Raw genomic sequence first — 18,683 nt, forward strand, 5'->3', positions numbered from 1 at the left:
TGATGGAAGGCCTGTTGCCAGGCCTTCCATGCAGTCTTGCAGCCTGCCTTATTTGCTCAGGCGGCCGATCGCTTCGGCCACGCCCGCGCCATAGGCGGGGTCGCACAGGGTGCAGTTGCCGATGTGGCGTTGCTTGACTTGCTCCGACGCGCCCGAGATGGCGCGCGCCGTGTTGTCGAACAAGGCTTGCTGCTGCGCCGCGGTCATCAGGCGGAACAGGGCGCGCGGCTGCGAATAGTAATCCTCGTCAACGCGGTGGTTCCAATGGTCGGCCGCGCCTTCGATGCTCAATGGCGGCTCGCGGAAATCGGGCTGCTCGGCCCATTCCTGCTCGCTGTTCGGTTCATAGCCCAGGGTGCCGCCCATGTTGCCGTCGACGCGCATCTGGCCGTCGCGGTGGTAGCTGTGGAACGGGCATTTCGGCGCGTTGACAGGGATATGGCTGTGATTGACGCCAAGGCGGTAGCGCTGCGCGTCGCCATACGAGAACAGCCGGCCTTGCAGCATCTTGTCCGGCGAAAAGCTGATGCCGGGTACCACGTTGGCCGGGTTGAAGGCAGCCTGTTCCACTTCGGCAAAGTGGTTGTCGGCATTGCGGTTCAGTTCCAGCACGCCTACTTCGATCAGCGGATAGTCGCCATGCGGCCACACTTTCGACAGGTCGAACGGGTTGAGGTGATACGTGCCTGCCTCTTTTTCCGGCATGATCTGCACGTACAGGGTCCAGCGGGGGAAATCCTTGTTTTCGATGCTTTCGTACAGGTCGCGGTGCGAGCTTTCGCGGTCCTTGCCGACCAGTTCTTCGGCTTCGGCGTCCGTCAGGTTTTGAATCCCTTGCTGGGTTTTCAAGGTGAACTTGACCCAGAAACGCTCGTTTTGCGCATTCAGGAAGCTGAAAGTGTGGCTGCCGAAGCCATGCATGTGGCGGAAGCTGCGCGGCAAGCCACGGTCGCTCATCACCACCGTGACCTGGTGCAGAGCTTCAGGCAGCGAGGTCCAGAAATCCCAGTTGCTGTTGGCACTGCGCAAGCCGGTGCGCGGGTCGCGCTTGATGGCGTGATTCAGATCGGGAAATTTCAATGGGTCGCGCATGAAGAAGACGGGCGTGTTGTTGCCGACCAGGTCCCAGTTGCCTTCTTCCGTGTAGAACTTCAGGGCAAAGCCGCGGATATCGCGTTCCGCGTCCGCCGCGCCCCGTTCGCCGGCCACCGTGGAAAAGCGCGCGAACATCGGCGTTTTCTTGCCCACTTCGCCGAAGATTTTCGCCCGCGTGTAGCGCGTGATGTCGTGCGTGACGGTAAACGTGCCGTACGCGCCGGAACCCTTGGCATGCATGCGGCGCTCGGGGATGACTTCGCGGTCGAAGTGGGCCAGCTTTTCCAGGAACCACACATCTTGCAGCAGGGCGGGGCCGCGCGGGCCGGCCGTCTGGATGTTCTGGTTGTCGGGAACAGGCGCGCCAAAGGCGGTGGTCAGCTTTTTCATTGGACTCTTTCTTTCATGGCTAGGCAGAGCAATGGACGCACCGGCGCTACTCAAACACTGGCTGGGTTGAATGAACACTCACCGGGGCTGGTCCAGAGTAAAATTTCTAAAATGCAAACCAGTGTAAACTTTTTTATGCGGGATGGCTTGCCGCGCCGCCCGAGCAAGCTCAGGCGGCGTCCTTGCATCATAAGCGCTGAGTAGCTGCCGCTCCCGCACGCTTGCAAGTTGCAAGTATATAAAGGCAGGCTTTGATCACGCCACTGGCCTTTTGCCCAGTTTTTAAAACTTGTTCCAGTTGTTATGCCGGTGCTCTGTCGCTTCCTTCATCAGGTGGCCGGCGCGCAGGGCGTCGTCGGCTTGCACCGTCATGGCCAGTTCCTGGATGGCGGGCGGGTATTCGTGGTGGGCCGCTTCTTCCAGCAGCGCATGGCCCTTGGCCGGGTCGCGCGGCACGCCGCGGCCTTCGCGGTAGGCGTTGTACAGCAAAAACATGGCGTGTGGATTGCCCAGTTCGCTGGATCTGGCCAGCCAGCGCGCCGCCTCGCTTTGATCTTTGGGCACGCCTTCGCCATTCGCCGCCAGCAGGCCCAGCATCAGGGCCGCCTTCGCATGGCCTTGTTGCGCCGCTTGCCGGTACCACAGCCAGGCTTGGCCGGGCGTGGCCGCGCGCAGCATCTGGCCCAGCTCGAAGGCCGCTTCCGTGTCGCCCGCGCGGGCCGCCTGTTCGAACAGGCTCAAGGCTTCGGCGCGGCGTTCGGGACGGGGCTGGTAAATCAGCGCCAGTTCGCGTTCGGCGACGGGCATGTCCTTGCCGGCCCAGCTGCGTACCTTGCGTTCGGCCTGGTGGTCGCCCGCCTGGCGCGCATGCATGGCGACGGCTTCGATTTCGGCCGCCGTGGGCGGTGGCGACGACTGGCAGGCGGTCAAGAACGTTGCCAGCACGACGGCGGGCAGGGAGAGTGGATGTTTCATCTGGATCAGCTTTCATCAAGACAGGCCGGAACCGCCGCGGTTCCGGCCATGGACCTTATTTGCTCAGGTCGATGCGGTACTTGGCGAAACCGCTGGCGTCGAGTCCGCCTTCGGCCGCCACGTTGGCGATGCCGCTGCCTTGCGCCAGCGCCAGATGGCCCGGCGCCGAGCGCAGGATCACGGGACCGGCCGTGGCCGTCTTGACGAAGCTCCAGCTGCGCGCACTGCCATTGGCCGCCAGGGTCACCTTGCCGCCCTTGGTGCTCAGCGACGCCAGGTAGTTGCTGACCACGGCCTGGTTCGCATCGGGCGACTTGATGATGGTTTTGCTGCCGTCGATGCCGGGCACGGCGCCGCCGCCACCGGCGCGGTAGTCGTTGGTGGCAACGATGAAGTCATCGCCGTCGGCCACGGGCGCACCCTTGTACGTGAGGTTGACGATGCGGCTGCCCGGCTTTTTCGTCACGTCGATCTGGTACGTCAGCGCATTGTTTTCCGCGTAAAACACGTCATAGTTATAGATCGTGCCATACGACGGCACCAGATCCTGCTCGGCGCTGCTGGCGGGGTCGATCTGGGCAAATTGCTTGGCCGACGTTTCCAGCCATGCTTTCAAGTCCGAGCCCTTGATCTTGACGGCTTGCAGGTTGTTATTGCTATACAAATACAAGTCGCCCGGATTACGCACTTGCAAGCCGACCGGTGCGGCCGGCGTCGCGCCCGCGGCCACGTCCGTGAAGTCCGATGGTCCGTTGCGGCCCGCCTTGAACGGCGCGCTGCAGGAAATGACGGGGATATTCTTGTAGCTGGCCAAGGTGGCGTCCGTGCTGGTGGCGATGAAGTTCTTCACATAGTCGAGCTGCGCCTGGTTCACCAGCTGGATGGCGCTCACGTCGCCCACCAGCGCGAAGTAGGCCGACATCTCGAAATCCGTGCTGATGCCCAGCGGCTGCTTGGCGTAGGCGATGGTGGCCGCGTGCTCGGTGGCCACGAGCGGCGCGATGGCCGGGTCGGCTTTCACGAGAGTCGTGCCATCCGTGTACTTGAAGCCGCGCGATTCCACCGTCGTCTTGGCGGGCTGCACTACCCACTTGCCGCTTTGATACACCATCGTCAGCTTGATGATGCCCAAGCGGCGGCCCCAGCTTTGCGCCATGACGGTCGGCACGCCGTTCACAAAACCGTTGACGGCGTCGATCTTGGCACTGGCGGGGAAGGCGGCAAACGAGGCGTCGAGCGCGGCCGCGCCCGTCTCTTTACCTTTCGGGAAGATCAGGTGCGAATGGCCGATCATCAGCGCGTCGATGCCCGTGGTGGTCAAATGATAGCTGCCGTTTTCCATCTTCGGGCTGTAGGCGCTCGTGTCCAGGCCTCCATGTGACAGGGCCACGACGAGGTCGGCGCCCTTGCTGCGCAATTCCGGCACGTACTGTTTCGCCGCTTCCTGCACGCCCGTCACGCTGACCTTGCCAGCGAGCACTTTTTGATCCCATTCGAGGATTTGAGGCGGTACAAAGCTCAGGACGCCCACATTGATTTTGACGGTCAGCTTGCTGCCATCGGGCGCCGTGGCGGCGAAATCGCGGGGCAGCACAGTGTAGGGCTGGAAGATGGGCTTGCCGCTGGCCACGCCGACGACATTGCTCAGCACGGAAGGGAAGGCGGGCGCGCCGCACGTGCCCGACGGCTTGGCCACGCCGGGAATGCCGAAATCCGTGTTGGTGATCTGGCTCAGGTAGGGCAAGCCGTAGTTGAACTCATGGTTGCCCATGCCGCCCGCATCGTATTTCAGCGCGTTCATGGCTTTATGCACGGCCAGGGTGCCGCTGCACGGAACGGGCGCGGCAACGGCCTGCAGGTCGGCCAGCAAGGTGCCCTGGATGACGTCGCCATCGTCGAGCAGCACATTGTTCGGATTTTCCGCGCGCGCCGCCTGGATCAGGGTCGACGTGCGTTCCAGGCCCAGGCTCGTGTCTTCGGCCAGCGCATAATAGTTATAGCTCAAGACGTTCGAGTGGATATCGGTGGTTTCCAGCAATGCCACGGTGACCGTCGTGCCTTCGGGAATGGCCGGCGCCGTGTTTGAACTGCCGTTGCAAGCAACGAGACCCGCACTTGCCAGCGCCGCCAGCATGACCCTATTTGTTTTCATTACCGCCCTCGCAGAGATTCAAAGGACGCGACTGTAACGCCGCCATGTGACGCGGCGATGACAGCCGTGCAAGCCGCATGGATACAGGCTTACGCGCAGGCGGCCAAGGCCTTGGCCAGCCAGGCCGCATCGACGGCCCCCAGGCGCCGCGTGCAGATCCGATGTTGAGAAGTCAGGATCACTGTGTACGGCAAGCCCTTGATTTGATTGCCAAAGGTGGGCAGCAAGGCGGGTGAGGCCAAGGCCTGGGGATAGCTGGCCCGGTGCTGCCGCAGGAACGCTTGCGCGGCCGCCCGCGTGTCGATGGCGATGCCGATGAAGGGCAAGCCGGGCTGGCGGGCGGCGTGGGCATGCAATATCGGCAACTCCCGGATGCAGGGCAGGCAGTTGCTGGCCCAGAAGTTCAGCACCACTGGCTGGTTCTGGAACTGGCTGAGTTTTAGCCGGCCATCGCCATCGAGCCGGGCCAAGTCGAAGGATAGCGGCGCGGCAGCCGCATGGCCGGCCAGCAACAGCAATAGCGCCGGCCAGCGCGTCATTGCGGCACCACGGCCGCGTCCGTCATGCGGTAATACAGGCCCATGGGATCGCTGGCCAGTACTTTCAGCTTGCCCTGCACGATGAACGGTGCATAGCTGAATTTCACGGGCGTCCTGCTCTTGATCTCCACCACGCCTTCCGGACCGGCCGGCAGGCAGAAGGGGCAACTGGCCGAGGTGACGGTCAGCAGGAAGTGTTTCTGCTTTTGCCCCGGTTCCAAGGGCATCATGAAGCCTTGCACTTTCACGTCCGTATTGTCGAGCGCGCTGATTTCCGGCGTGTATTTCGGCACCATGCGGCCCTTTTTCGCCTTGACCGTGGTGGCCTTGCCCAGCAGTTTCCACGACACGACGCCGGGCAAGTCCGTCAACGGAGCGAAGAACGACGGTGGTTCGTAGGCGGGGGCGGCGCAGGCAGAGCCGGCCAGCAGCAGTCCAACGCTCAATAGCATGATTTTCAGCATGTTCGTTTCCTTTCAGGGACGCGCCAGGGTGGCGGCGATATCGGTGCGGTAGGCGCGCGCGGCGGGAATGGCGGCGGCCAGCAGTCCCACCGCCACGGCAATAACGGGCAGCCACGCTTCGCCGGGCGCGATGTGCCACGCTTGCAGATTCAGTTGCTCCATCGATTCCAGCAGGCCAACACCGGCATGGCCCAGCAGCCAGCCCAGCGCCGCGCCCGTCAGTGACAGCAGCAAGCCTTGCGCCAGCAGCAAACGCAGCAGTTTGGCGGGCGAGGCGCCCAGGGTGCGCAGGATGGCCAGGTCCATCTTGCGCTCTTCCAGCGCGCCGTACAGGGCCACGAATAGCGACAGGGCCGCCACCAGCAGCACGCCGGCGGCTATCGCCCGCAGCACGGCGATGCCCACGCCCAAGAGATTGAACAGCCGTGCCGCCTCGAAAGCGGGCTGGGCCGCCTGCAGGCGCGGCTGGCCATTGACCCAGCGCGGCAGGCTGATGGCGGCCAGGGGCGATGCGTATTGCACCAGCACGGCCGTCAATTCGCGCTGGGGCGCAGTTGCCGCTGATTCGTCCGGGTCCGTTTCATGCACCCGCCACACCGAAGCGACGGGCGTGACGATCAATCGGTCGAGCACCGTGCCCGTGGGCGCCAAAATGCCCGTCACCGTGTAGGGCGCGTGATCGTGCACTTCGCCGCCGGCCGCCAGCCCGTGCGAGCCGGCAAAGCGGGCACCGAGGGTGGCGCCCGTGTCACGGGCCGCCTGGGCGCCGAACACGGCTTGCATCGGTTGCGCGAACAACTTTCCTTGCGCCAGCTGCGCGCCGTAATGGTCGAGCAGCGCCGTGGTGCTGCCGACGATACGCACACCGTGGAAATTGTCGCCCAGCGCGAGCGGGATCGCCGATTGCACCAGCGGCTGCGCGGCCAGCGCAGCCAGCGCGCTGTCGGGGATGTTACCGGTGGGAATATCGGCGTGATACACGGACGACAGGATCAGTTGCAAGGGCGAGCCTTTCGCGCCCACCACGAGGTCGATGCCTTGCGCGTCGCGTTCGGCGTGTTCTTCCAGCTGGCTGGATACGCCAAGAATGAACGTCATCATGGCGATGCCGATGGCCACCAGCAGCAGATTCAGACTGGACGCCAGCGGCTTGTGGCGCAGGGCACGCCAGGCCAGGGTGGCCGCGTTCATGCCGCCTTCCTGGCGCGCGGCAGGCGCAGCACGAGCGCGTCGGGCATGGCGGCCAGCACCCTGGCGTCGTGGCTGGCAATCACCAGCGAGGCGCCAACTTGCTCAGCCTGGCTGGCCAGCAGGTGCACGACGGCGGTGCAGGCGGCGTCGTCGAGGTTGGCCGTCGGCTCGTCGGCCAGGATCAGCCGTGGGCGCATGACGATGGCGCGCGCGATGGCGGCCCGCTGGCGTTCGCCGCCGCTCAAAGCATATGGGTAGGTATCGAGCTTGTTGGCCAGGTCCAACTGGCCCAGCAGGCTGGCCGCGCGGGCCGGATCGGGCCGCTGCCCGCTGGCGTAGGCGGGCAGCAAGACATTGTCGAGCACGTTCAAGCTGGGCACCAGCGCCAGTTGCTGGGGCAGCAAGCCGATGGCGCGGCCGCGCCAGCTGTCGCGCTGGCGCGGCGTGAGGCCGGGCAGGGACTTGCCCGCCACGTCGAGGCGGCCCGCCTGGGGCGCCAGGATACCCGCCAGCAAATGCAACAAGGTCGATTTGCCGGAGCCGGACGGCCCCAGCAGCAGCGCGTGCTGCCCGGCGGGCAAGTGGAAGGCGTCGATATCAAGCACGGGGCTGGCATGGTCATAGCCATAGGTCAAAGAGGCGAGGTGGAGCATGGAATTCTTTCGGGAGTCAGGCCGGCAAAGATTGCCGCACAAATGCAACTGAGCTGCATTATAATTCAAACGCAATCTACTTGCATTTAAAATCCAAGGTCCATTGCCTCACTTAATTGCTCATCCGAAAGATACCCATGACCCAGCGCAAACTCCCCGTCACCGTCCTGTCCGGCTTTCTCGGCGCCGGCAAGACCACCTTGCTCAACCACATACTGCGCAACCGCGAAGGCAAGCGCGTGGCCGTCATCGTCAATGACATGAGCGAAGTCAATATCGATGCCTCGCTTGTCAGGGATGGCGCCGCGGCGGCCGGCGCGGCCCTGTCGCGCACGGAAGAAAAACTCGTGGAAATGTCGAACGGCTGCATCTGCTGCACCTTGCGCGATGATCTGTTGCTGGAAGTGCGGCGCCTGGCTGCGGAAGACCGCTTCGATTATTTGCTGATCGAATCGACGGGCGTGAGCGAGCCGATGCCCGTGGCCGCCACCTTCGACTTCGAGGATGAGCATGGCGACAGCCTGAACGACGTGGCGCGCATCGACTGCATGGTCACCGTCGTCGACTGCGCCAACCTGCTCAACGATTTCCATAGCGAAGACAGCCTTGAGCAGCGGGGCGAGACGGCGGGCGAGGGCGACGACCGCCAGCTGGCCAACTTGCTGACGGAACAGATCGAGTTTGCCAATGTCATCGTCCTCAACAAGGTCGGCATGGTCGATGCGGCCGAGCGCCTGCGCGTGCTGGCCGTCATCAAGGCGTTGAATCCCGGCGCGCGCATCATCGAAACCAACCAGTCCGTCGTGCCGCTCGATGCCATCCTGGGCACGAATCTGTTCAACCTGGAGCAGGCGGCCAGCATGCCGGGCTGGGCGCAGGAGCTGGCCGGCATCCACACGCCGGAAACGGACACCTATGGCATCAGCAGCTTCGTGTACCGGGCGAAGGAGCCGTTCCACGCGCAGCGCCTGCACGACTACATTGCCCAGCCGATCAAGGGCGTGGTGCGCAGCAAGGGATATTTCTGGCTGGCCAGCCGCCCCGAATGGGTAGCCAGTCTGTCCGGCGCAGGCAAGCTGATGAATATCGAACCCGTGGGCCTGTGGTGGGCGTCCGTGCCCAAGGAGCGCTGGCCAACGGATGCGGCCTCGCTGGCGGAAGTTAAAGCGGGCTGGAACGAGACATATGGCGACCGCTACCAGGAACTCGTCTTCATCGGCCAGGACATGGACCAGGCCGCCATCGAGGCGGACTTGAAGAAATGTCAACTCAACTACACGGAAACGCGCCAGGGCATGGCCGCCTGGCGCAAGCTGGCCGACCCGTTTCCCCAATGGCAGCGCATGGAAGAACTCGAAGATTAACCACCGACAGGAAAGCACTATGACAGAATTGATCCCCGTTACCATCATCACGGGTTTTCTCGGCAGCGGGAAAACCACCTTGCTCAAGCGCATATTGCAGGGCGATCACGGCGTGCGCATCGCCGTGATCGAAAACGAATTCGCCGCCGAAAGCATCGACCATGGCTTGCTGGTGCAAGATAGCGACGAGCAGATCGTGGAAATGAACAATGGCTGCATCTGCTGCAGCGTGCGCGGCGACCTGATCCGCATCCTCGGTGAACTGCAGGCCAGGCGCGCGGCAGGAATTATTGCCTTCGACCACGTGATCATCGAAACGACGGGCCTGGCCGCGCCCGGACCCGTGGCGCAAACTTTCTTTGCGGAGCCCTCCGTCAGCGAGTACTACATGCTCGACGCCATCCTGACGGTGGTCGATGCGCGCCACGCGCAGCAGCAATTGACGGCGCACAAGGAAGCGCAGGAGCAGGTGGGCTTTGCCGACCGCATCCTGTTGTCGAAGACGGACCTGGTCAGCAAGGACGAGCTGGCCGCGTTGCGCCAGCGCCTGGTCGCCATCAATGGCCGCGCCAGCATACAGAAAGTGCGCTTTGGCAATGTGCCGCTGCGCGACATCCTGAATATTCGCGGCTTCAACTTGAACGCCATCGTCGAGCTGGAGCCGGATTTCCTGGGAGAACTGGGACACCGCCATGGCGATGGCGTGCAATCGTTCGTTTACCACCAGTCCCAGCCTCTCGATCTGCTGCAGGTGGAAAATTTTCTCGATGCCGTGGTGCAGCTGTTCGGTACCCAGCTGATGCGCTACAAGGGCATTTTGTACGTGGCCGACCTGGATTGCCGCGCCGTATTCCAGGGCGTGCACATGCTGATGGGCTCGGAGCTGGGCGCGCCGTGGCGCGACGGCGAGACGCGCGCCAGCAAGATCATCTTTATCGGCCGCGACTTGCCGCAGGATATGCTGATACGCGGCCTGGACCGTTGCGTGACGGCCAGCGTAAGCGAGGTGGCGGCATGAGCGTGGAAGCGGGCTTGCCCGCCCTGGCGCTGATTTTCCTGCTCGGCATGCGGCATGGGCTGGAACCCGATCACCTGGCCGCCGTCGATGGATTGACCTTGCGCAGCCAGGCCGCAGCGCCGCGCTGGGCACCATGGATGGGCGCGCTGTTTGCGCTGGGCCATGGCGTCACCGTGCTGGCCATCGTGGCTGTGGCCGCCGTCGCGTCGCAGCAATTTACACCGTCGGAGGCAGTATTCGGCTGGCTGGAATGGCTGCCCATCGCCTTGCTATTGCTCATCGCCGGCATGAATGCGCGCAGCTTGCTGGCCGGCGCGCAACTGGCCGAGGTGCGCGGCCGGCTGCTGCCGCGGGCGCTGCGGGGCGCTTCGGGACCGCTCGCCGCCATCCTCGTCGGCATGCTGTTCGCCCTCGTCTTCGACACTGCCCTGCAGGCGGCCGCATGGGGTTACGCGGCCGTCGCGCTGGGCGGTATGCAGCCGGCCTTGCTCACAGGCACGGTGTTCGCCGTGGGCATGGGCGTGACCGATACCTTCGATGGCTGGGTCACGGCAAAGGTCATGCGCACCGGCAAGATGGACATCGTGCGCGCCTTCCGCCGCCGCCTGGGCTGGCCCATCGTCGCCATCTGCGTGGCGATGGCTGGATACATGGCGGCCGGCAAGCTCGACCCGGCGTGGAGTTTGCCGGAAAGCTGGACGGCGGCCCTGGGCGCGGCCATGGTGCTGCTGATGGCGGCCCTGTACGGCTGGACTTTGCTGGGTTTGCGCCGCGTGCGAGCCTGAGCTGGAGGCGTGGGTATAATGGGAAAAAACTGCCGGATTCCACCATGCCCGCACCCGAGATCGTCATCCGCCTGCTGACGTCAGCAGACACCCCCGCCTTTTGCGCGCTGCGCCTGCGCGCCATCCTCGATTCGCCCAGCTCGTTTTCCTCGTCGCGCGAGGATGAGCTGGCCCGTACGCCGGAAGAGCATGCGCAGCGCATTGCCGGCGGCGCCTTTCAGCGCGGTTTTGGTGCCTTCGATGGCGAACGTCTCGTCGGTTTTGCCGGATTGCAGCGCGAAAGGATGCGCCAGTTGTCGCACAAGGCCTTGCTGTGGGGCGTGTTTGTCGACGTGACGCAGCGGGGCAAGGGCGTGGCGCGGCGGCTTGTCAACGCCTGCATCGAACAGGCCGAGACGGACCCTGCCATCATGCAAGTGCATTTGAGCGTGAATGCGGAAAACAATGCCGCCTTGCGGCTGTATGAATCGCTGGGATTTATCGCGTATGGCACGGAGCCGCGCTCGATGCGTGTCGGTGAGCTGTTCCATGACGAGCATCACCTGGCCTTGCTGCTTAAGTGACGCCCGCTATTTGCAGCGCGGGCACAGGCCCTTGATCAGGTAATCGACTTCGCCGCCGCTGAAGCCTTCCGGCAAAAGCACGGGCGGCGGCAGCTTGACTTCATTGAAGCAGGTGACGTTCGCGCATTTGGTGCATTGGAAGTGCGCGTGCTCGTGCGCCTGGTGGCCGGCGCCCGCGCTGAAGCGCCATACCTGGTCGGTGCCCGCGATGCGGTGCACGAGTTCATTTTCCGTCAGCCATTCCAGCACCCGGTACAGGGTGACGGAATCGATATCGCTGTCCTGCGACAGCGCCTGCTGGATTTCATGGTGGGTCAGCGAACGGCTTTGCGCCATTAAAAAGTCGAGCACCTTCACGCGCGTCTTGGTGACGCGGGCGTTGGTGTTGCGGATCAGCGATTCGGCTTGCGGTGTAGAAGATGATGTCAACATGATAGGCCTGCTTGCGGGGGATCGGCTGGCGGCGTCATCGCCGTGCCCGTTGCCACCCTCTGGGCCGTATCTTAGCATGCGTGCCGCACCGGATGGAACGGCGTCACGGTTTGAACGTCCAATAGCGGCCGGCCGCCGTGTCGACGGGGTCGAGAAAGCGCTGGTCGGCGCGCGCATGGTTGCGTATCAGATAAAACATGTCGGACAGGGCGGAGCGCTTTTCCGCGAAATACGTGTGTTTCATGAAACTCGTGTCGACCCCGCTGGCGTCGATGGTTTCCACGCCCGCCACGATCAGCATGCCCGCGCCGCTGTCGCCCGCGCGCGCGTAGCCGTGCACGGCCTTCGAGGCGGCCAGGGCCAGGTCTTGCGACGAGGCATACAAGGTGACGGGGTTGCGCGCGCCGGCCAGTTTCGGCGCGATATCGTGCTTGAAGATGGCCGCGTCGATATCGGGTGCGGACAGGATGATTTCCGTGATCTTTTGCGCCAGCTGCGGCTGTGCGGCCAGCAAGTCGGCCACGGCCCGCGCCAGGCCTCGGCTGCCCATGCTGTGTCCCACCAGATAGACTTGCGCCGCTTCCGTGCTGGCGAGAAAGTCGGCCAGGAAGGCCGTCATGTGGGGCGTGCTCCATTCGATATTGTTTTCATCGATGGTGTAGCCGGCCACTCCGCCGCGCGACGGCCAGCTGTAGAACACGGGCGCGCCATCGAAACCGAGGTCGTAGGCCATCTGTCCCGTGCGCCGCGCCGCATCCTCGAAACTCACGTTATAGCCGTGCACGAAGAGAAAGGCGCTTTTATCGGCCGAGGCGCGGATCTGGGTTTTGAGGGCGGCAAAGAAGTTGTCGCGGTCCTGCACCTCGGCGGACAGCACCACCACGTGCTTGGCCGGGTCGTCGCGAAATTCCAGGCGCCACAGCGACGGCGATTCCAGCTGGCCCATGCGATGGTCGCGGGGGATGCTGATGTCGCAGCTGCCATAGCTGAGCGGGCCATTGCCTCCCAGGATGTTGCGTTCGCCGCTGAACCGTTGGGCCGGTGGCTTGCCCACGTCGCGCTGGCGGTCCGTGGCGAAATACACTTTCACCACCGCATAATTCGACACGACGGCGCTTTTATCGGCCGGGGCGGGCGCCGCTTCCACGTCGGGTGCCTGGGGCAAACGCCGCTGCACCGCATCGAGCAAGCCTTGCGCGGCAAACAGGGTTTCCATATCGTCCGGCACGTTGGCGCTGGACAGGGCGGCCGACAGGGCCAGTTGCAGCTGGGTATTGTCAGGCTCGGCTTCCAGTGCGGCGATGGCGGCCAGGATGGCGGCGGCGCTGTCGAACTTGGCGATGGCCTGCTTGAGCCGCTCATAGTGGCTGGCGACGGCTTCGGGCGCATGGCCGGGCGCGCCATGCCCGATGGCCGCCACGACGGCGGAAGTGATCAAGTCCATGCGCTACCTGCCTTTCAGGTCAATCTGGATTAAATATCAACCCATATTGCCATAAAAGCACGCGAAAAGCGACTTGTCCAGCACCGCGCGCAGGCGGTGCGCGGCAGATCAATGCTGCTTGTCGTCGCTGAACTGCTGCGCCAACGATTGCAGCGGCGCCACGGTCAGGCCGCCGCGGCTCACGTGCTCGGGGATGGCCACGCGCACGGGCTTGCTGTGCATGTTGGCGGACGACAGCACGTTCGTCGTCGTCTCCGGCGCCGCGTTCCACACGGGATCGACGATGCCTTCGAACACCTGTTTCAATTGTTCGCCCCACGTGTCGCGGATCATGCGGAAATACTGGTTCTTTTCATCGATGGTGACGAAGCGCGTGACGGCAAGGCTGCCCGTCTCGTAGACGAGCAGGTCGAGCGGCAAGCCGACGGAAATGTTCGAACGCAAGGTCGAATCCATGGAGATCAGCGCGCACTTTGCCGCCTCGTCCAGGCGCGTGAACGGGTTGATCACCCGGTCGATGATGGGCTTGCCATATTTAGCTTCGCCGATCTGGAAATACGTGTTTTCATCGTGCGATTCGATGAAATTGCCGGCTGAATACACCTGGAACAGCCGGCAGCGCTCGGCGCCTATCTGCCCGCCTAATATGATGCTGACATTGAAATCGATGCCGCAGTCGGCCAGGGCCTTCGCTTCGCGCAGGTGCACGGTGCGCACGGCTTCGCCCACGATGCGGGCCGCGTCATACATGCTGGCCACATTCCAGATGCTGCGCCCGTCCGCATCGACGTGTTCGGAAACGATCTGGCGGATCGCCTGCGAGATCGACAAATTGCCGGCCGTCATCAGGACCAGCATGCGGTCGCCCGGGTTTTCAAACACGCTCATCTTGCGGAAGGTGCCTACCTGGTCCACGCCGGCGTTGGTGCGGGAGTCGGACAGGAAGACCAGGCCTTCGTTCAGGCGCATGCCTATGCAATAAGTCATCGTCGTAAATCAAATCAAAAGGGGAAGCATTTTACACCAGCCGGGCCCGGCATACCGCTGGCAAGGCCCGGCCAGCCTCATTCCTGCCTGTTTACACGGGCACGATCTGCACATCGACTCTTAAGGTTTCCGTGCCACCACCCTGGCGCACGCCGCGCACGGGGGCCGCCGAATCGTAATCGCGCCCGATGGCCAGGCGGCAATACGCATCCGTCATCAGCCGCGCATGCGTGACGTCAATGCTGACCCAGCCCGCGAAATCCGTGTCTTCGGCCCACGCGTCGACCCAGGCATGGCTGGCCGCATGGCCCGTCGTGCCCGGATCGATATAGCCGGACACATAGCGGGCCGGGATTCCCCAGGCGTGGCAGCAGGCAAGGAACAGGTGGGCGTGATCCTGGCACACGCCGCGTCCCAGGGCCAGCGCGTCGCCGGCCGTGGTGGTGACCATGGTGGCGCCGCTTTCATACGCGACCTTGCCGACGATGTGCTCGGCCAGGCGCAGCAGATGGCCCGTGCCCGCCGTCACGCTCCGGTCCGGCAGGCTGGCGGCCGCCAGGTCGAGAATGGCGGGATCGGCCTGCGTCAGCGGCGTCGGCATGGTAAACAGCAAGGGCGACAAGGTGTCGATCAGGTTCAGCCGTCCCTTGTGCGGGTAGATGGTTTCCACCACGCCATGCGCCACCAGGCTCAGGGAGTGATGGCTACCGTTAATCGTCAGCATGTGCGACAAGTTGCCGTAGGCATCCGTGTAGGCGTGGCACTGGCCCGGCGTCGTGATTTGCCAGGACAGGGCGCGCTGCTGCGGCTCGATACGCGGCGTCAGGTGCAGTTGCTGGATGGTGTAGGCCAGCGGCGCACTGTAGGCGTAATGGGTTTCGTGGCGGATGGTGAGCTGCATCAGGCCGCCAAGGGAACGAGGAAGTCGCGGCTGACCCGGTTGCCCAAGTCATAGATGTTTTCCAGAAACTCCGTCAAAGTCAGGTGCAAGCCCGCCTTCATGATGTCGTCGATATGGCCGAATTTCAGTTCCGCGTGCAATTTGCCCGCAAACCGTTCCGTATCAGCCGACACATCGTTGCGGATATGCTTGAGGTTTTCCACCACGTCATCCATGCAGGCCAGGAGCGACCTGGGCATGTCGCCGCGCAGCATCAGCAATTCCGCCACCCGTGCCGGGGTGATCACATCGCGGTAGACCTTGCGGTAGATCTCGAAGCCGGACACGGAGCGCAGCAGGGCCGCCCAGTAGTAGAAATCGCGCTGGGTGATGTCTTTCGACGTGTCGCGCGCGCCGTGAAACTTCACGTCGAGGATGCGCGCCGTGTTGTCGGCCCGCTCGAGGAAAGTGCCGAGGCGAATGAAATGGATGGCCTCATCCTTGAGCATGGTGCCCAGGGTCACGCCGCGCGACAGGTGCGAACGGTACTTGACCCACTCGAAGAACTGGCTGGGGTCCGTTTCCAGCAGATTGCTTTTCAAGCGCTTCTGCATGTCGAGCCAGGTGGCGTTCTGGATTTCCCACACTTCCGTCGTCAAAGTCCCCCGCACGGCGCGGGCGTTTTCGCGCGCCCCCGTCAGGCAGGCAAGGATGGACGACGGGTTGTTCGGGTCGCGCACCATAAAGTCGAGCACGTCGCGCGTATGAAAACGGCCATATTTGTGGTCGTACGCGCTTTGCAGCTCGGAAATACCCAGGGTGGCGCGCCAGCCTTGCTCCGCGTCCTGTTCGGACTGGGGCAGCATCGACGTCTGCATGTTAACGTCGAGCATGCGCGCCGTGTTTTCCGCCCGCTCAGTGTAGCGGGCCATCCAGAACAAATGATCGGCGGTGCGGCTCAGCATGTTTTCTCTCCTGCAAAAGCGGAAGTGGCTTCCAGTACCCAGGTATCCTTGGTGCCGCCCCCTTGCGAGGAGTTGACCACCAGCGAGCCTTCGCCGAGCGCCACGCGGGTCAGGCCGCCGGGCACCATGGAAATCGTCTTGCCGGACAGCACGAACGGGCGCAAATCGATGTGGCGCGGCGCGATGCCGGCCTCGACATACGTGGGGCAGGCGGACAGGGCCAGGGTCGGCTGGGCGATGTAGCCGCCCGGATTGGCCAGCAGGCGCTGGCGGAAGTCCTCGATCTGCGCGGCGCTCGAGGCCGGCCCCACCAGCATGCCGTAGCCGCCCGCGCCATGCACTTCCTTGACGACGAGTTTCGCCAGGTTCGCCAGCACGTAGGACAAGTCGGCGCTCTTGCGGCACTGGTACGTGGGCACGTTGTTCAATATCGGTTCCTGCGACAGGTAAAACTTGATCATGTCGGGCACGAACGGGTAGATCGACTTGTCGTCGGCCACGCCCGTGCCGATCGCGTTGGCCAGGGTCACCCGGCCGGCGCGGTAGACGGACAGCAGGCCCGGCACGCCCAGGGACGAGTCCGATCGGAAAGCCAGCGGGTCGAGGAAATCGTCGTCCACGCGGCGGTAGATCACGTCCACGCGTTTTGGGCCGCGCGTCGTGCGCATGTAAACAGAGTTGTCGTTGACGAACAGATCCTTGCCTTCCACCAGTTCCACGCCCATCTGCTGGGCCAGGAACGCATGTTCGAAGTAGGCGGAGTTGTACATGCCCGGCGTCATGACGACGACCGTGGGGTCATCGACGCCCATCGGCGCGACCGAGCGCAAGTTGTCGAGCAGCATGTCCGGGTAATGGTCGACGGGGGCGATGCGGTTGCGGGCGAACAGTTCCGGGAACAGCCGCATCATCATCTTGCGGTCTTCCAGCATGTAGGACACGCCGGAGGGCACGCGCAGGTTGTCTTCCAGCACATAGAATTCGCCCTGTCCGGCCCGCACGATGTCGACGCCGGCGATGTGGGCGTAAATGTCGGAGGCGACGGAAATACCCTGCATTTCCGGGCGGTACTGGGCATTCTTGTAGATTTGATCGGCAGGAATGATGCCCGCCTTGATGATGTTTTGCTCATGATAAATATCATGGATGAACATGTTCAAGGCTTGCACGCGCTGCACCAGGCCCGTTTGCATCTGCGCCCATTCGGCGGCGGGAATGATGCGCGGGATGGTGTCGAACGGAATCAGGCGCTCCGTGCCGGCATCGTCGCCATAGACGGCGAACGTGATGCCGACCCGGCGGAACGTCAGGTCGGCTTCGGCCCGCTTGCGGGCAATGGTCTCGGGGGATTGCTGCTCCAGCCAGTTGCTGAATTCACGATAGTGTTCACGTACCTTGCTGTCCGTACCCACTTCATTTGCAGTCATTTCATTGAAAAAATTTGCCATGTTGTGATTTCCCTTGAGCCGTGTCTGACTATAGCTCAGCAGAAATCGTGCCAGTGCCGCGCACCCGAAAGTATGTAAAAAATGACCATTTTTGTGGCGTAAAACCGTCATCCGCACCGTATTGGTGCGTTACTGCGCGGAAAATGCCGGTGTTGGGGCAGTTGGCGGCGAGCTCAAGCGTCCGGCGTGACGAAGGGCCGGCAGTCGATGGGCAGGTCGATGGTAAACGTGGTGCCCGTTTCCGGCGCGCTGTCGACCAGCGCGCTGCCGCCGTGGCTTTCCGCCACGTTTTGCACGAAGGGCAGGCCGATACCCCAGCCGGGCGCGCTGCCCTGGTGTTCGCGGCGCAGGTATTCGAAGATGCGCTCGGTCTGCTCCGGGGCGATAGCGCTGCCCGTGTTGTGCACGGTGAGTATCATGCGTTCGCGCAGGGTGTTGATGTGGATATGGATGGGGCCGTCGTCGCCATACTTGAGGGCGTTGCCGACCAGGTTTTCCAGGGCGCGGCGCAGCGAATTTTCGCACCACCAGCCGGTGACGGACGCGCCCGTGACCAGGCACTTGCCCGGATGGCCAGTATTGACGCTGTCGCCCACCTGCTGCGCCAGCGGCAGGATATCGAAGCGATGCAAGACCAGCGGCAGCTTTTGCCCCCGGTGGTAGCTGAGCGTATCAAGCAATTCCTGGATCATCTCGTCGAGGCGCTTGCCGTGTTCGATGATTTTCGACGCCAGGGCCGGCACGTCGAGCTGCTGCGGGCACCGTTGCAGCAGCTGGGCGCTGTTGAGCATGACGGAGAGGGGATTGCGCATGTCGTGCGACAGCCCGGCGGCGATGCGCCGCTGGAAGCTTTCATGCATGGCGGTAAATTCCAGGATGGCTTCGCGTATGCCCGTATCGATCGAGGCATTGATCACCTGCCAGTCGCGGCGCCGCAGCGGCACGCCCGCTTCGAGGGCCGCATCGGCGAAACAGTCGCGGAAGATCTGGTATTCCTGGATCACCTGTTCCGGGCCATAGCTGGTCATGCGCGCCCGTTCGTTGCCGTGCACGGCCGGGGCATTGGTATTGCTGGTGGCATTGTCGCGCGGATAGCCTGGCGTCAGCGCTTCGGCCAGGTTGTCGAAGAAGGCGGGCAAGGTATTGATCAAGATGGGTGTCAGCAAGGCATCGGCACCGCGCACCTTGGCGCGCACCTCGTGTTCCCATTGCGTCAGCACGGCATCGCGCATGCTGAAGATGCGCCGCGTACGCGCGGGCATGTCCAGCACGTGCATTTTCTGGTCAGAGGCATAGGTCATCGCAGCTCTCCATCGACAGCTCGGCATCCACGCGGTG

The 18,683-nt window shown here is 63.5% G+C and carries 18 protein-coding genes; 4 read left to right on the top strand and 14 right to left on the bottom strand.

Annotated features, from left to right (window positions below; all coding sequences use genetic code 11):
* Positions 1-48: 48 nt before the first annotated feature.
* From AC54AG_RS06530 to AC54AG_RS06560, 7 genes are all read right to left on the bottom strand, one after another.
* Positions 49-1,485, bottom strand: coding sequence for a catalase (locus AC54AG_RS06530; RefSeq protein ID WP_034748363.1), 1,437 nt, complete (start codon positions 1,483-1,485; stop codon positions 49-51).
* Between the two features lie 282 nt (positions 1,486-1,767).
* On the bottom strand, positions 1,768-2,460 hold the full coding sequence (locus tag AC54AG_RS06535; RefSeq protein WP_496629797.1) for a tetratricopeptide repeat protein: 693 nt from the start codon (positions 2,458-2,460) through the stop codon (positions 1,768-1,770).
* Between the two features lie 55 nt (positions 2,461-2,515).
* Entirely contained in the window at positions 2,516-4,612 is a 2,097-nt protein-coding gene (locus AC54AG_RS06540) for a bifunctional 2',3'-cyclic-nucleotide 2'-phosphodiesterase/3'-nucleotidase (protein WP_496629798.1), read from the bottom strand.
* An 89-nt stretch (positions 4,613-4,701) separates the two neighbouring features.
* Positions 4,702-5,151, bottom strand: coding sequence for a TlpA family protein disulfide reductase (locus AC54AG_RS06545; RefSeq protein WP_496629799.1), 450 nt, complete (start codon positions 5,149-5,151; stop codon positions 4,702-4,704).
* Positions 5,148-5,615, bottom strand: a complete 468-nt coding sequence (locus tag AC54AG_RS06550) for a DUF3299 domain-containing protein (RefSeq protein ID WP_496629800.1) — start codon at positions 5,613-5,615, stop codon at positions 5,148-5,150. Before AC54AG_RS06550 ends, AC54AG_RS06545 begins: the two co-directional genes overlap by 4 nt.
* A gap of 12 nt (positions 5,616-5,627) precedes the next feature.
* Positions 5,628-6,806, bottom strand: coding sequence for an ABC transporter permease (locus AC54AG_RS06555; RefSeq protein WP_496629801.1), 1,179 nt, complete (start codon positions 6,804-6,806; stop codon positions 5,628-5,630).
* On the bottom strand, positions 6,803-7,459 hold the full coding sequence (locus tag AC54AG_RS06560) for an ABC transporter ATP-binding protein (RefSeq protein WP_496629802.1): 657 nt from the start codon (positions 7,457-7,459) through the stop codon (positions 6,803-6,805). Before AC54AG_RS06560 ends, AC54AG_RS06555 begins: the two co-directional genes overlap by 4 nt.
* Positions 7,460-7,596: 137 nt before the next feature.
* Between AC54AG_RS06560 and zigA the strand changes: the two genes are divergently transcribed.
* Genes zigA through AC54AG_RS06580 form a run of 4 tightly spaced genes read left to right on the top strand, consistent with a single transcriptional unit; the run spans position 7,597 to position 11,189 of the window.
* Positions 7,597-8,823: a zinc metallochaperone GTPase ZigA gene (zigA, locus tag AC54AG_RS06565; protein WP_496629803.1), complete on the top strand. Its 1,227-nt coding sequence runs from the start codon at positions 7,597-7,599 to the stop codon at positions 8,821-8,823.
* A gap of 19 nt (positions 8,824-8,842) precedes the next feature.
* On the top strand, positions 8,843-9,841 hold the full coding sequence (locus tag AC54AG_RS06570) for a CobW family GTP-binding protein (protein ID WP_496629804.1): 999 nt from the start codon (positions 8,843-8,845) through the stop codon (positions 9,839-9,841).
* Positions 9,838-10,626, top strand: coding sequence for a HoxN/HupN/NixA family nickel/cobalt transporter (locus AC54AG_RS06575; RefSeq protein WP_496629805.1), 789 nt, complete (start codon positions 9,838-9,840; stop codon positions 10,624-10,626). The genes AC54AG_RS06570 and AC54AG_RS06575 overlap by 4 nt, the downstream gene beginning before the upstream one ends.
* 44 nt (positions 10,627-10,670) lie before the next feature.
* Positions 10,671-11,189: a GNAT family N-acetyltransferase gene (locus AC54AG_RS06580; RefSeq protein ID WP_496629806.1), complete on the top strand. Its 519-nt coding sequence runs from the start codon at positions 10,671-10,673 to the stop codon at positions 11,187-11,189.
* A gap of 6 nt (positions 11,190-11,195) precedes the next feature.
* Here AC54AG_RS06580 and AC54AG_RS06585 read toward each other — a convergent pair whose 3' ends face one another.
* The 7 genes from AC54AG_RS06585 to AC54AG_RS06615 form a co-directional block, all read right to left on the bottom strand.
* Positions 11,196-11,621, bottom strand: coding sequence for a Fur family transcriptional regulator (locus AC54AG_RS06585; protein WP_034748338.1), 426 nt, complete (start codon positions 11,619-11,621; stop codon positions 11,196-11,198).
* Between the two features lie 103 nt (positions 11,622-11,724).
* Positions 11,725-13,065 carry an alpha/beta hydrolase gene (locus AC54AG_RS06590; protein ID WP_331776645.1) on the bottom strand — a complete coding sequence of 447 codons (1,341 nt, stop codon included), beginning with the start codon at positions 13,063-13,065 and terminating at the stop codon, positions 11,725-11,727.
* Between the two features lie 108 nt (positions 13,066-13,173).
* Positions 13,174-14,052: a proteasome-type protease gene (locus tag AC54AG_RS06595; RefSeq protein ID WP_128141527.1), complete on the bottom strand. Its 879-nt coding sequence runs from the start codon at positions 14,050-14,052 to the stop codon at positions 13,174-13,176.
* A gap of 91 nt (positions 14,053-14,143) precedes the next feature.
* The gene (locus tag AC54AG_RS06600; RefSeq protein ID WP_034748328.1) at positions 14,144-14,953 is read right to left on the bottom strand and encodes a transglutaminase family protein; all 810 of its coding nucleotides are present in this window, start codon (positions 14,951-14,953) and stop codon (positions 14,144-14,146) included.
* Entirely contained in the window at positions 14,953-15,897 is a 945-nt protein-coding gene (locus AC54AG_RS06605) for an alpha-E domain-containing protein (RefSeq protein ID WP_034748325.1), read from the bottom strand. Before AC54AG_RS06605 ends, AC54AG_RS06600 begins: the two co-directional genes overlap by 1 nt.
* Entirely contained in the window at positions 15,891-17,345 is a 1,455-nt protein-coding gene (locus AC54AG_RS06610) for a circularly permuted type 2 ATP-grasp protein (protein WP_496629807.1), read from the bottom strand. The genes AC54AG_RS06605 and AC54AG_RS06610 overlap by 7 nt, the downstream gene beginning before the upstream one ends.
* A gap of 173 nt (positions 17,346-17,518) precedes the next feature.
* On the bottom strand, positions 17,519-18,646 hold the full coding sequence (locus tag AC54AG_RS06615; protein WP_496629809.1) for a sensor histidine kinase: 1,128 nt from the start codon (positions 18,644-18,646) through the stop codon (positions 17,519-17,521).
* Positions 18,647-18,683: the final 37 nt, after the last annotated feature.

It is taken from the genome of Janthinobacterium sp. BCJ23 (assembly GCF_059617945.1).

Bases quoted from the DNA above. Each gene is read 5' to 3' on its own strand.
- AC54AG_RS06530 (WP_034748363.1), bottom strand. From the start codon at position 1,485: ATGAAAAAGCTGACCACCGCCTTTGGCGCGCCTGTTCCCGACAACCAG.
- AC54AG_RS06535 (WP_496629797.1), bottom strand. From the start codon at position 2,460: ATGAAACATCCACTCTCCCTGCCCGCCGTCGTGCTGGCAACGTTCTTG.
- AC54AG_RS06540 (WP_496629798.1), bottom strand. From the start codon at position 4,612: ATGAAAACAAATAGGGTCATGCTGGCGGCGCTGGCAAGTGCGGGTCTC.
- AC54AG_RS06545 (WP_496629799.1), bottom strand. From the start codon at position 5,151: ATGACGCGCTGGCCGGCGCTATTGCTGTTGCTGGCCGGCCATGCGGCT.
- AC54AG_RS06550 (WP_496629800.1), bottom strand. From the start codon at position 5,615: ATGCTGAAAATCATGCTATTGAGCGTTGGACTGCTGCTGGCCGGCTCT.
- AC54AG_RS06555 (WP_496629801.1), bottom strand. From the start codon at position 6,806: ATGAACGCGGCCACCCTGGCCTGGCGTGCCCTGCGCCACAAGCCGCTG.
- AC54AG_RS06560 (WP_496629802.1), bottom strand. From the start codon at position 7,459: ATGCTCCACCTCGCCTCTTTGACCTATGGCTATGACCATGCCAGCCCC.
- zigA (WP_496629803.1), top strand. From the start codon at position 7,597: ATGACCCAGCGCAAACTCCCCGTCACCGTCCTGTCCGGCTTTCTCGGC.
- AC54AG_RS06570 (WP_496629804.1), top strand. From the start codon at position 8,843: ATGACAGAATTGATCCCCGTTACCATCATCACGGGTTTTCTCGGCAGC.
- AC54AG_RS06575 (WP_496629805.1), top strand. From the start codon at position 9,838: ATGAGCGTGGAAGCGGGCTTGCCCGCCCTGGCGCTGATTTTCCTGCTC.
- AC54AG_RS06580 (WP_496629806.1), top strand. From the start codon at position 10,671: ATGCCCGCACCCGAGATCGTCATCCGCCTGCTGACGTCAGCAGACACC.
- AC54AG_RS06585 (WP_034748338.1), bottom strand. From the start codon at position 11,621: ATGTTGACATCATCTTCTACACCGCAAGCCGAATCGCTGATCCGCAAC.
- AC54AG_RS06590 (WP_331776645.1), bottom strand. From the start codon at position 13,065: ATGGACTTGATCACTTCCGCCGTCGTGGCGGCCATCGGGCATGGCGCG.
- AC54AG_RS06595 (WP_128141527.1), bottom strand. From the start codon at position 14,052: ATGACTTATTGCATAGGCATGCGCCTGAACGAAGGCCTGGTCTTCCTG.
- AC54AG_RS06600 (WP_034748328.1), bottom strand. From the start codon at position 14,953: ATGCAGCTCACCATCCGCCACGAAACCCATTACGCCTACAGTGCGCCG.
- AC54AG_RS06605 (WP_034748325.1), bottom strand. From the start codon at position 15,897: ATGCTGAGCCGCACCGCCGATCATTTGTTCTGGATGGCCCGCTACACT.
- AC54AG_RS06610 (WP_496629807.1), bottom strand. From the start codon at position 17,345: ATGGCAAATTTTTTCAATGAAATGACTGCAAATGAAGTGGGTACGGAC.
- AC54AG_RS06615 (WP_496629809.1), bottom strand. From the start codon at position 18,646: ATGACCTATGCCTCTGACCAGAAAATGCACGTGCTGGACATGCCCGCG.